General features: G+C 59.9%; 12 protein-coding genes. 6 read left to right on the top strand and 6 right to left on the bottom strand.

Annotation, left to right across the window (positions count from 1 at the left end; all coding sequences use genetic code 11):
• Positions 1-14 precede the first annotated feature (14 nt).
• Positions 15-1,325 carry a DUF2130 domain-containing protein gene (locus JNO48_08985; protein ID QTE67337.1) on the bottom strand — a complete coding sequence of 437 codons (1,311 nt, stop codon included), beginning with the start codon at positions 1,323-1,325 and terminating at the stop codon, positions 15-17.
• 189 nt (positions 1,326-1,514) lie between these two features.
• Between JNO48_08985 and JNO48_08980 the strand changes: the two genes are divergently transcribed.
• The 3 genes from JNO48_08980 (at position 1,515) to JNO48_08970 (ending at position 5,136) form a co-directional block, all read left to right on the top strand.
• Positions 1,515-3,419 carry an ABC transporter ATP-binding protein gene (locus tag JNO48_08980; protein QTE69730.1) on the top strand — a complete coding sequence of 635 codons (1,905 nt, stop codon included), beginning with the start codon at positions 1,515-1,517 and terminating at the stop codon, positions 3,417-3,419.
• A gap of 124 nt (positions 3,420-3,543) precedes the next feature.
• Entirely contained in the window at positions 3,544-4,527 is a 984-nt protein-coding gene (locus tag JNO48_08975) for a calcium/sodium antiporter (protein ID QTE67336.1), read from the top strand.
• A gap of 18 nt (positions 4,528-4,545) precedes the next feature.
• Positions 4,546-5,136: a rhomboid family intramembrane serine protease gene (locus JNO48_08970; GenBank protein QTE67335.1), complete on the top strand. Its 591-nt coding sequence runs from the start codon at positions 4,546-4,548 to the stop codon at positions 5,134-5,136.
• A gap of 56 nt (positions 5,137-5,192) precedes the next feature.
• On the opposite strand, the gene JNO48_08965 is transcribed toward JNO48_08970, so the two are convergent.
• Positions 5,193-6,713, bottom strand: coding sequence for a hypothetical protein (locus tag JNO48_08965; protein ID QTE67334.1), 1,521 nt, complete (start codon positions 6,711-6,713; stop codon positions 5,193-5,195).
• A gap of 159 nt (positions 6,714-6,872) precedes the next feature.
• Here JNO48_08965 and JNO48_08960 point away from each other — a divergent pair, with 159 nt between their 5' ends.
• Entirely contained in the window at positions 6,873-8,147 is a 1,275-nt protein-coding gene (locus JNO48_08960) for a hypothetical protein (protein QTE67333.1), read from the top strand.
• 98 nt (positions 8,148-8,245) lie between these two features.
• Positions 8,246-8,902, top strand: a complete 657-nt coding sequence (locus JNO48_08955) for a hypothetical protein (GenBank protein ID QTE67332.1) — start codon at positions 8,246-8,248, stop codon at positions 8,900-8,902.
• 46 nt (positions 8,903-8,948) lie between these two features.
• On the opposite strand, the gene JNO48_08950 is transcribed toward JNO48_08955, so the two are convergent.
• Genes JNO48_08950 through JNO48_08935 form a run of 4 tightly spaced genes read right to left on the bottom strand, consistent with a single transcriptional unit; the run spans position 8,949 to position 11,264 of the window.
• Positions 8,949-9,167: a hypothetical protein gene (locus JNO48_08950; protein QTE67331.1), complete on the bottom strand. Its 219-nt coding sequence runs from the start codon at positions 9,165-9,167 to the stop codon at positions 8,949-8,951.
• Complete coding sequence (locus JNO48_08945) at positions 9,164-9,802, bottom strand: DUF4230 domain-containing protein (protein QTE67330.1); 639 nt, start codon at positions 9,800-9,802, stop codon at positions 9,164-9,166. The genes JNO48_08950 and JNO48_08945 overlap by 4 nt, the downstream gene beginning before the upstream one ends.
• Positions 9,803-9,822: 20 nt before the next feature.
• Positions 9,823-10,056: an aspartate dehydrogenase gene (locus tag JNO48_08940; GenBank protein QTE67329.1), complete on the bottom strand. Its 234-nt coding sequence runs from the start codon at positions 10,054-10,056 to the stop codon at positions 9,823-9,825.
• Between the two features lie 5 nt (positions 10,057-10,061).
• Positions 10,062-11,264 carry a phosphopentomutase gene (locus JNO48_08935; protein QTE67328.1) on the bottom strand — a complete coding sequence of 401 codons (1,203 nt, stop codon included), beginning with the start codon at positions 11,262-11,264 and terminating at the stop codon, positions 10,062-10,064.
• A gap of 172 nt (positions 11,265-11,436) precedes the next feature.
• Between JNO48_08935 and uxuA the strand changes: the two genes are divergently transcribed.
• Entirely contained in the window at positions 11,437-12,510 is a 1,074-nt protein-coding gene (gene uxuA / locus JNO48_08930; protein ID QTE67327.1) for a mannonate dehydratase, read from the top strand.
• Positions 12,511-12,540: the final 30 nt, after the last annotated feature.

Below are 12,540 nucleotides of genomic sequence, written 5' to 3'. Positions count from 1 at the left end.
AGGACTGAAGTGAATTATTTGTCCGGTTCGATCCCGGCCTGCCGGAACTTTTCCTGCATGGTCGGGTTTCCTTTTGTCAGCTTCCGGATGGACAGGTCCTGCGCCTTGTCGTTCGCAAGGCGGTACTGGTTCTCGGACTTGGTGAGGTAATCCTTCACCTTCTCCAGGTGTTTGATCGTCTGGTCAATCTCATCGATGGCGGAAGAGAAATGCTTGCTGGCCAGCTCATAGTTCCGGCCGAACTTGTCCCGGAAATCCACCAGCGCCGCCTCAAACTGCTGCACGTCCAGGTTCTGCTGCTTCACCAGCATCAGCTCCCGCCGCGTCTGCAGGTTCGCCAGCGCCGCGTTCCGCAGCAGCGAAATCAGCGGGATGAAGAACTGCGGGCGCACGATATACATTTTCTCATACTGGTAGGCGGTGACGATGCCGCCATTGTACAGCTCGTTGTCCGGCTCCAGCATCGTGACGAGGACGGCGTACTCGCAGTCTTTCTTCTGCCGGTCCTTGTCCAGCTTGTCGAGGAAGTCGGTATTGGCGTGCTTCTTCTCCGTCGCGTCCGCCTCGTTCTTCATCTCGAACATGATGGACAGCAGCGGGATTCCGTCTTCCGTTTCCTCGCGGTAGACAAAGTCGCCCTTCGTGCCGCCGATGACCTCGTTGTCCTTCTCGAAATACGCCCGCGGGAACGCCATCATGCGCACCTGGTTGAAGGCGTTCAGGCAGTGCTGCTCCAGGTCCTCGCCGATCATCTTGGTAGACTGGCGGAGCTTGAAATCCCGGTAGCGCTCGATTTCCTCCTCCAGGCGGGTCACCTCATGCCGGTGGTTTTCCTGCATCGTCTGCAGTTTTCCGGCGGCATTCTGCTTTTCCTGCTCAATCTGCACCCGGAGCTCGGCGATCTCCGTATCCTTTTTCTGCACCGCCGTGTTCACGGCCAGCTGCTTGTCCAGCTCAAAGGCCTTCGCGCTGTTCCGGAGTTCGATGATCTGCCGTTCCTTTTCATCCAGCTCCCGCTGGCGGCGCATCTCTTCCGTGGCGCGGAGCGCTTCCATTTCCTTCTGTTTCGCATCGTTCAGGCTCTTCGCCTGCTCCTGCAGCCGGGCGATCTCCTGCTCCTTCTGCGCCACTTCCTGCTGGTGGCGGCTGGCCGCCTCCGCGGCGTCCGCCTGCCGGCGCGCCTCCAGCTCGCGCTGCGCGGCTTTCAGGCGTTCGGCCACTTCCCTGTCAAACTGCTCGGTATGCACCTGCGCCACGATGGCCGCATAGCCGGCCTCGTCCACCTGGAAAACCTTGCCGCAGTTGGGGCATCTGATCTCGTTCATAACGGGTCTCCTTTATTCGCGCTTCTGTATGGATTGCTCCCTATATTATATGGGTTTCCGGCGGGTTTGTACAGTTCCCGTCCGTCTTCGGCTTCCGGATTCAGTGTTGACGCGAAGTCCCGTCCGGTTTATATTGATGGCTGAAAGAAACAGACTGATATGAAACGGGGGATTCGCATGACGCGGGCAATGCGCGGCGGGCCGATGGGCAAATTCCTGACCGAGGAGGAGAAACAGCAGCAGCCGAAGGTAACCAAAGAACTGCTGATCCGGGTGTTCTCCTACCTGAAGCCTTACTGGAAGCACCTGCTGCTGGTGATCGTATGCATCGCGGCGGCGTCCTTCTGCTCCCTGCTTCCGTCGATCCTCACCGGTAAAATCATCGACGAAGGCCTGGTGAAGGGCGACCTCCGGGCGCTGGTGTTCTACATCCTGATGTCCCTGGCGGTCACCCTCGGGTCCAACCTGATCGGCGTGGCGGAAAGCTACATCAACACCTGGATTGCGCAGCACATCACCTTCGACATGCGCAACCAGATGTTCTCCCACCTGCAGAAGATGTCCCAGCGCTTCTTCACCACCAACAACCAGGGCGATATCATCACCCGCATGACCAGCGACATCGACGGCGTGCAGCAGGTGATCACCAATACGTTCACGAGCATCCTTTCCAACGTCATCACGCTGGTGATCGCGATGATCGCCATGTTCCAGAAAAACTGGATCCTCGCGCTGATCGGCATCGTGGTCGTTCCGCTGTTCACGCTGCCCACCCGCAGGGCCGGCAAAACCCGCTGGAAATACGCCAACGAATCCCAGGCCTGCAACGACGAGATCAACGGCATCCTGAACGAAACGCTGTCCGTTTCCGGCCAGCTGCTCTCCAAGCTCTACGGCAAGGAGAAATACGAGTACGAGCGGTATGAAAACGCCAACGGCCGGATGATTAAGCTGAACATCCGCGAGCGCATGGCCGGCCGCTGGTTCTTTGTGATCCTGTCCACGTTCACAAGCATCGGCCCGATGCTGATCTACTTTGTCGGCGGCCTGCTGATGATCAAATACGGGCATAACCTCACCATCGGTGATATCACGGTGCTGGTGGCGCTGCTCGGGCGGATGTACATGCCGGTGAACAGCCTGCTGAACATCCAGGTGGACTGGATCCGCTCCATGGCGCTGTTCACGCGCATCTTTGAGTACTTCGACATCCCGGTGGAAATCCAGAACGCGCCGGACGCGGTGATCCCCGCCCATACCGAGGGCAACCTGGTGTTCGACCACGTCACCTTCGGGTATGAGCCGGAACGCACGGTGCTGAAGGATATCTGCTTCACGCTGAAGGCCGGCCGCAGCATCGCGATCGTCGGCCCGTCCGGCTCCGGCAAGAGCACGATCATCAACCTGATCCCGCGCCTGTATGACGTCGGCTCCGGCTCCGTTACACTGGACGGAACGGACGTGCGGAAGCTGGACCTGGACTACCTGCGCTCCCAGGTCGGCGTCGTTTCCCAGGAGACCTACCTGTTCAACGGCTCCATCCGCGACAACCTGCTCTATGCCCGCCCGGACGCCACCGAGGCGGACATGGAGGAAGCCCTGAAGAAGGCCAATATCTGGGAGTTTGTGCAGAACCAGCCGGAGGGGCTGGATTCCATGGTCGGCAACCGCGGCCTCAAGCTCTCCGGCGGCGAAAAGCAGCGCCTGTCCATTGCCCGGGTGCTGCTGAAAAATCCCACAATCTTCATCTTCGACGAGGCCACCTCCGCCCTGGATTCCATCTCAGAGCAGAAGATCCAGGACGCCATCGACCCGATCATCCGCAGCCGCACGAGCATCCTGATCGCCCACCGGCTGAGCACGATCCTCGCGGCGGACGAAATCCTGGTGGTGCGCGACGGGCAGATCGTCGAGCGCGGCCAGCACAAGGACCTGGTGTGCGCCGGCGGTGTATACCAGGAGCTGTATGAAACCCAGTTCTCCAAGGCGCTCACGGGCGACCTGCCCTCCGGCAGCGCGGACGACAGCAGCGTCGTCAGCGAGCTGGAGCAGTATATCTGGGGCGCCCATCCCGGGGACGAGCCGGCAGACTGATCCCCCGATTCAGAGAAAATAAGCCGGTTTATTTTGCGGATTCAGCGGTTTACGGTTTGCCCGCAGGCCGCTATGCTCACCCATGGACGGAATTGGCCCCGCGGGGCCGGACGGAGGAATGAATATGCTTGTACCCGTACTCCTTTTCCTGGTTGGTTTCGCACTGCTCATCAAGGGCGGCGACTGGTTTGTGGACGGCGCTGTCGGCATCGCGCGCCGGTTTCACCTGCCGGAGCTGCTGATCGGCGCGACGGTGGTTTCCATTGGCACGACGCTGCCGGAGGTCATGGTCTCCTCCCAGGCCGCGCTGGAACATAACGCCGGCATCTCCTACGGAAACGCCATCGGCTCCATCATCTGCAACACGAGCCTCATCGCTGCCCTCACCGTGGCCATCCGCCCCGGCAAGGTCAACGCGAAATCCTTCCTGTTGCCCACCGTATTCTTCTTCGCTGCCGCGATTTCCTACGCACTGGTTGCCTGGACCCACGGCGCCTTTGAGCGCTGGATCGGCATCGCGTACCTGTGCGTGTTCGCCGGATATATGACCTGGTCGGTCCTGTATATGAAAAAGCACCCCGATTCGGCGGATGACGCCGGCGGGGCGGAAACGGAAGCGGCGGAGGAAAAGCAGAAGCCCCTGTGGCAGGAAATCCTGCTGCTGGTCATCGGTGCGGCGGCCATCGCCTTCGGCGCCCGCCTGCTGGTGGACAACGGCACCCTGATCGCCCAGGCACTGGGCGTACCGGACAGCGTTATCGGCCTGACCATGGTGGCCCTGGGCACGAGCCTGCCGGAGCTGATCACTGCGATTACGAGCCTGGCCAAAGGCCACGGCGCGCTGTCCCTCGGCAACGTCATCGGCGCCAACCTGTTCAACATCATCCTGGTGAGTGGCGCGGCCATCACGATCTCGCCCTTCGCCGTTCCCGCGGAAAAAACCATTGCCGGCATGAACTCCTCGCTGATCATTGACCTGCCGGTCATGCTCGGCGTGATGGGCATCCTGTGCATCCCGACCCTGCTGAAGGGCCGGCTGCAGAGATGGCAGGGCATCCTGCTGCTGGCCATCTACGCCGCGTTCACCATTTACCAGTTCGTTTCTTAATTCCGGGAGGAATCGGAAATGTACAGCACCCCGAAAAAGCGGATCGGCATCTCGTTCAACGCACCGGTGATCCTGGGCTTTGCGGCCGTCTGCGTAATCGCGCAGATCCTGAACGTCATCACGGGCGGAGCATCCAATCGGGCGGTTTTCAGCGTGTACGGCGCGTCCCTGCTGGACCCGCTCACCTGGGTCCGCTGCATCGGGCATGTGTTCGGTCATGCTGGCTGGGACCACCTGATCGGCAACCTGATGTACATCCTGATCCTCGGCCCCATGATTGAGGAGAAGTACGGCGCAAAAAACACCGCAATCATCATTCTCGTGACCGCCGCGGTCACCGGCATTGTCTCGATGATCTTCTTCCCGCGGGTCATGCTGCTCGGCGCCAGCGGCGTCGTATTCGCTTTCATCCTGATCGGCTCGATCACCGCGAAAGAGGATCACAAAATCCCGGTCACATTCATCCTGGTGGCACTGCTGTATATCGGCCAGCAGGTGTGGCAGGGCATTACCCAACAAGACAGTATCTCCCAGATGTCCCACATCATCGGCGGAATCACCGGATCGGTGCTGGGATTCACGCTCAAAAACATCCACGACAAAAAATGAGGCGGAACCGCCTCATTTTTCTTTTTTCACCTGAATATTCCGGTATCGGGCAGGCCTCAGTAAGCCAGCTCCGATTTCATTTCCGTTCCCTCAAAGCCGTCTAGGCATTCCGCGGCCCCGCTGTTCTGGTACAGGTCCCAGTATACGGAGAAGATATTCCAGAAGTTCGGGCCCAGCTCTGCTTCAATGTCCCGGCTTCCGTGGAACACCGCTTTGAAGCTTTCCTCCCCGAGCAGCTTGCTGATCTCCAGGTCATACAGGAATGGCAGGCTGCTGTCATCAAACAGGATCAGCATGTCCTGCTGGAATTCACCTTCATCCTCGATGAAATTCTCCTCATCCGACAACCCGGAGAAAGTATAGTCCCGGCCGCCCGTGGTAAAAGTGACAGAAGTAATATCCATGAACGATTCCTGTGTGTACATGGTAATCCACATCCGCAGGAACGGAAACTGCGTATCCGTTCCAACGTCCGCCACGCGGATATCGAAATCCAGGTAGCTGTAGTACTTGTCCGATTCCATATCGTGGGAGAACGCCAGTTCCTCCACGCTGAAATTGTTGTAGACCATCATCGCACCCGGCTTTTCCTCCAGCCGGATCACCCCGTCGGCCGCCCACTTGCTGCCGGTAATATAGTCCATGGAAAACGCGGAACCGCCCAATACCGGTTCTGCCCCGGGATCATCATCCCAGCCCAGCGGCTCATAGGAAAAGCTGAAATCCCCGCACTGCACCGAAAGGCTGCGGACAATCGCCTCCGCCTCGCTGCCGGGATAAAGGTCCATCTGGTACACGCTCATGCGCAGGAAGAGGTTCTCCCCGAGCTGTGCCGTGTAATCCGTCATGTCCATCCCGTATTTCGTATAGGTGGTTCCCTTCATCTCCATGCCCAGGATGTACAGGCTCTCCGCGTCCGCCAGGTTCTCCGCGCCCTTTTCCTGTTCGGCCCGAAGGGCTTCTTCGTCCGACCAGAAGGACAGCCGGAGCCCGGAGGAATTGCCGCTGACCTTCGATTCATCCGGCGCGTTCAGGTACCGCAGCTCCCCGAAGCTTTCCTTCGCGAACCAGTTTTCCGCCGGCAGCTGCACCGTCACGCTCGCTTCCTCCCCGGAGGATTTGACCTGGGTGGCCATCGTCACCGGCTCCGCCGGGCTGCTGCCCGCCTCCCGGTTGCCCACCGGCGGGAGGAAGGAAGCATCCGCCGCCAGATATACCTCCCGGGGCAGGTCCGTTGCGATCGAGGTAACGCCCCAGTATCCGTCCCGGTTCCGGAAGGTGACGGTCACATAGTCCTCCCCGTCCGTCCAGTATGCGGCATGGGTATCCTCGCCGGATTTTTCCTTCAGGCAGCCCCATTTCCCGACCGCGTTGCTGATCTCGTCAAACGTCAGCAAAGCCCGGAAGTTCCCGTCCATGCCGTCCAGCCATTTATACAGCGAAGCCAGCAGCGGCCGGGACAGGATGCCGTTTCCGTCCCCGTGGGGCTCCTCCGCGTCGGCCAGTGGCATGGAGGCCAGCAGCAGGATTGCAGCCAGCAGGGCGCAAACCGTTTTTTTCCAGGTCTTCTTTCCCATCTTTTCGTCCCCCGTATTCCTTTTTTTGTTTATTCTATCATGTTTCCGGCGCTTCCGCCACCTGTGCGGCCGAAAAGCCGCCTTTGTTGTTCCCGCGCCGCGGATGTGGTATAATCCAGGCAGCGTTGGAAACGCAAATATGTCTGATCCGAGGGTGCAATGAAACGGCAGTGGTACCGGCTGGATAACGCGGCGCTGATTTTTCCGGCCATTATCCGAAAGAACTGGAATAACGTGTTCCGGGTGGCGGTCACCCTGAAGGAACCGGTGGATCCGGACCTGCTCAGCCAGGCGGCGGCAGACCTGAGGCCCCGATTCCCGACGGTTTTCGTGCGCCTCAAAGCCGGTTTTTTCTGGTATTACCTCGAAACCATCCCGGAAGCCCCGAAGGCCGAGCTGGACTACGCCTATCCCCTCACGCACATGAGCCGGAAACAGTTGAAAACCTGCTGCATCCGAATCTTCTATTATGAAAACCGCATTGCCGTAGAGTTCTTCCATTCCGTGACGGACGGAACCGGCGGCATCAATTTCCTGCAGAACCTCACCGCCCGGTACCTGTCCCTGAAAACCGGAAAGGAAATCCCGGCGGAAGGCGTCATCGTGGACTGGCAGGAACCGCCGAAGCCGGAGGAAACCCGGGACTGCTTCCTGCTGTGCGACGCTCCCGGCGCCATCGGCCGGGCGGAAGCCAACGCCTACCGCCTGAGCGGTAACCCGGAAACGGACCAGTACCGGCATATTGTGATGGGCATCGTGCCCACGGACGTGCTGAAGGCCAAGGCAAAGGAACAGGGCGTTACGATTACCGCCTACCTGGCCGCCGTGCTGGCGGAAGCCGTCCGCGACCGGCAGGATATGGAAGGAAAACCGCCCAAACGCCTGAAGCCCGTGAAGATCACAATTCCCGTGAACCTGCGGAAGACCTTCGGGCTGGACACCATGCGCAACTTCGCCCTGGCGGTGAACATCGGGTTCGACCCGAAGCTGGGCGAATACAGCCACGAGGAAATCTGCCGCCTGATGTACCACCAGCTCGCGGCGGAGACGATTCCCCAGCGGATGGCCGGGCGGGTGACCACCAACGTGGTCCTGCAGCGGAACACGCTGATCCGGCTGATTCCCCTGTGCATCAAACGCATTCCGATGCGCATCGTCTACGCGCTCAGCGGCGAAAGCAAGGGCTGCCTGAACCTGTCGAGCATGGGGCAGCTGACCGTGCCGGAATCCATCCGCCCGTATATCGAGCGATTTGAGTTCATCATCGGCGTACAGTACTCCTACCCGAACAACTGCTCCGTGGTCAGCTATGAAGGCAAAACCTACATCAGCATGATCCGGGGCATCCAGGAATCGGAGCTGGAGCGGCTGTTCTTCTCCCGCCTGGTGGAGCTGGGCATCCCGGTGGAAATTGAAGACAATGAACGGAAATGAGAAGCATACGATCGCACTAAACATATCAAAGCGATGATTGCTTACAGAGGTGAGTAAGTATGTACTGTATACATTGCGGGGTTAAATTATCAGAAAGTGTGACTGAATGTCCGCTGTGCCATACGCCGGTGGTCACCACCCCGATGCCGGATAACGCGGTGCGGGCCCGATATTCCGACCGGTACCCGGATCCGGAACCGCGGCACGGCCGGTACCTGATCCTCTGGCTGCTGACAACCATCATGGTCGTCGGGGGCCTGAGCTGCCTGATCTACTGTCTGAACAAATTCGGAGAAGCCTCCTGGTCCGGTATCGTGCTGATGAGCCTGGCGCTCGTCTGGGTGCTGGTGTTCCTGCCGCTGCAGTTCCCCCGTTGGCGCCCGATGATCTTCCTGCCGATCGACTTTGCCTGCATTGCCGGCTTCCTGCTGTACATGAACGCAAAGACCGGCGGAAACTGGTTCCTGTCCTTCGCCTTCCCGGTTACCGGAATCGTCGCCATCATGACGCTGACCGGCGTGGCGCTGATGCGGTACCTTACCCAGGGCCGCCTGCGGCTGATGAGCCTGCTGGTGATCGCCATCGGGCTGAGCTTCATGCTCATCGAGTTCTTCGCGCACATCACCTTCGGCCAGCCGATGTTCCTGTGGAGCCTGTACTGCGTGGCCGGGTTCTGCCTGGTGGGACTGTTCCTGTTCATCGCCAGCTTCATTCCGCCCCTGTCCGCGTACCTGCGGCGAACCTTCTTCTTCTGAGCACATGAAAAGACCCGCGTTTTACGCGGGTCTTTTTTCATGCCCTTCAGGCAATACGGTGCAGGATGGATTCCGCGGCAGTCCAGAGTACCGGAATGGCCGAGGTGGTCGACTGCCTTCCCCAGTCCCGGTTCAGCAGCAGCGCCAGGTACAGCAGGGCAACCGCGATCACGAGGAGTGCGATGATCAGCTTCAGCTTCCGGAACGGGCGGTGACGGCGGTGCGGCCGTGCGTGCCTGCCCTGGTATTCTTCCCGCCTTCTCATTTTGTGCCTCCCTCCGCCTGTTCAAACTCCACCGAGTACAGCGTCAGGTCATAGCAGCCGGCCAGGAAACCCCGGATGAGCACCTTCGCGTTTTCCCGGGCGTTATCCATGATGCCGTGGGCTTCCGCGGTCTCGCGGGCTTTCAGCTTCAACTCAGCCAGGGCCTGGTTCACATCCGACATGCGCAGGGGCGTGAGGATGTTTTCCGATTCGTTGTAGAGCTTGAAGCTGCTTTCATCGATCTCGGTGCTGAGGATTTTGATTTCCGGCAGCCGGATGCGGATTTTCCGCTGCAGGTCGTCCACGGAGACGTCAATATCGCCGAAGTCCAGGCCCGCCTTGATGGTGCCGTCATAGCTGAAGATATAGTTGCTGCGGCTGAGGGGAATCTCAATTCCAAACAGCTCCCGGTTGGACTGGATTGTCTGCACGCTGGTGAAGTATCCGGACTGGGTGGCCAGTTCGCCGATATCCTTCAGTCCGAACGCCGTGATATTCGCCGTGATGCCGGTACGGATCATGCCTGTGCCCAGCAGCACCGCGGCGGCGATTGCCAGCACCAGCAGGAAGCCCAGCAGCCGGGTCGGTCCCCGCCGCCTGCGTTCCTCCCGGGGCTTTCTGTGAAACAGTCCCATCGCATTTCTCCTTCCGCCGGTCAGTAGAATTTCTCAATTTCGCCCGTGATGCCATACTTCATTTTAAACGTCACGAGATCCTCCGTTCCGCGGATCAGCATGACCTCCTCAAACCGGCCGTCCTCCAGGTGCCGGAAACCGGCTACCTGTTCCCCGGTGCAGATGCTGCAGCGGATCATGGGCTTCAGCTTTTCCCGGTCATAGGCCGGCTGCGCCGGCGCCGGGTCTTTCCGTTTAAATAACGAAAATGCCATGCCGATCACTCCCGGATGATATCCGCGCTCCGGTCCCGTCCGACCGGCAGCGGGCTGGCGGGGTATTCCTTCCCGCATTCATTGAGGCCCAGCAGCACGCGCACGGTTTCGCCCGCGTCCGCGAAGGTTTCGCTGGTCCCAAGGTTGACGCCCGGTTTGATTCCCGCGCCATACAGCAGCAGCGGCACATATTCCCGGGTATGGTCCGTGCCCTTGAAGGCCGGGTCGCATCCGTGGTCCGCGGTGATCAGGATCATATCCTCCGGACCGATCAGCGCCATCAGCTCGCCCAGGCGGCAGTCAAACGCCTCCAGGCCTTCCGCGTAGCCCTTCACGTCCCGCCGGTGGCCCCAGGCGGAATCGAACTCCACAAGATTGGTGAAGATGAGGCCCTGCTCCACAAAACCGAGGGCCGCGGCCGTCCGGTCCATGCCGTCCATGTTGTCCTTCGTGTGGATGGCTTCGGTGATTCCCTCGCCGTCAAAGATGTCCTCGATCTTGCCTACGGCGTACACCGTCTGCCCGGCTTCCACGAGGCGGGTGAGCAGGTTATCCGGTTCCGGCTTGCGGGAGAAGTCCCGGCGGTTGGCCGTGCGGACGAACGTATCGCCTTCCCTGACAAAGGGACGGGCGATGACCCGCGCCACGTTATGGTCCCCGGTGAGGATTTCGCGGGCGATGCGGCACTGCCGGTACAGCTCCTCCGGCGGATAGATGCTTTCGTCGCAGGCAATCTGGAACACGCTGTCCGCCGAGGTGTAGATGATCGGTTTCCGCGTCCGGCGGTGTTCCTCGCCCAGCTCGTTGATAATCGCCGTACCTGAGGCGACGCCGTTGTACAGGATGCCCGGCACGCCCGTGCGGCGGATATACTCGTCGATAATCTCCTGCGGGAAACCTTCCGGATATACGGGCAGGCGCTTCGGCGTATAGATGCCCACCATCTCCCAGTGGCCGATGGTCGTATCCTTGCCGGCGCTCATTTCCTTCAGCCGCCCGAAGGCGCCCTCCGGCTTTTCCACGGGCTTCACACCCTGCATTCCGTCGATATTTCCGTAGCCGATACGGCGCATGTTCGGAATTTTCAGGTCCGGATACGCCTCCATGATATGGCCGATGGTGTTGCAGCCGACGTCGTCAAAATCCGCGGCGTCCGGCGCCTCGCCCATGCCCACGCTGTCCAGCACAATCCAGATGACCCTGCGCATATTCCCGTCTCCTTTTCCCATATTCCGGTTTTTTCCTTCCCCAGAATGATACAACGATTTGCCAAAATAGACAAGATGCGCATATTTTCATGCTTTTTCTCCATTTACGACCCCCTCCCGCGGGGTATATAATCATTCCATACAATCCAGGAATATAAGGAGGAATATCCCCATGAAAATGACATTCCGCTGGTACGGCAGCAAAACCGACCCGATCCCGCTGAAGTACATCAAACAGATCCCGGGCATGACCGGCCTGATGGGCCTGCTGGAGAAGCCCGCCGGCGTGGACTGGCCGGAAGAGGAATTCGCCGCGTTAAAAAAGGAAGTGAATGAGGCCGGCCTGGAGATCGAGGTCATCGAGTCCGTGAACGTCCATGAGGACATCAAGCTCGGCGTTCCCTCCCGGGACGAGTACATTGCCAACTACATCTCCACCATCCGGATGCTCGCGAAGCACGGGGTGAAGGTGATCATCTACAACTTCATGCCGGTGTTCGACTGGCTGCGCACCGACCTGGCCCGGATCATCCCGGAGGACGGCAGCAACAGCCTGTACTTCGACGAGAAAGACCTGGGCGAAATGGGCCCGCTGGAAATCGTGAAGCGCACCGCCGCGGGCAGCAAGGGATTCACCCTGCCCGGCTGGGAGCCGGAACGCCTGGCCCTGCTGGAAACCACGCTGAAGCAGTATGAGAACATCGGCCCGGACGACCTGCGGAAGAACTTCAAGTACTTCCTCGACACCGTGATCCCGGTGTGCGAGGAGGTCGGCGTGCGCATGGCTTGCCACCCGGACGATCCCGCCTGGCCGATCTTCGGCCTGCCCCGGATCACCCACAGCCAGGAGGATTTCGACAAGATGGTGAAGCTGCATGACAGCCCCGCCAACACCCTGTGCCTGTGCACCGGCTCCCTGGGCAGCAACCCGGACAACGATATTCCCGCCATCATCCGCCACTTCGGCGAAATGGACCGCATCGGCGCCATGCACGTGCGCAACGTGAAGTACCTGGGCTACCACCACTTCCGGGAAGCGTCCCACCTGTCCGAAACCGGCGACCTGGACCTGTATGAGATCATGAAGGCAATCCACGACACGATTCCGGATACCTACATCCGTCCGGACCACGGCCGCATGATTTGGGACGAACAGGGCCGCCCCGGCTACGGCCTGTATGACCGCGCCCTCGGCGCCGCCTACCTGAACGGCCTGTGGGAAGCCATCGAAAAGGCGGAACGCTAATTGTTGCAAAAGTTTTGCGAAAAAACAAAA

It is taken from the genome of Clostridiales bacterium, assembly GCA_017569285.1.
GTDB lineage: Bacteria > Bacillota > Clostridia > Christensenellales > Aristaeellaceae > Aristaeella.
Note: the sequence above shows the minus strand (reverse complement) of the source record. Positions and strands in the feature narration are given on the sequence as shown.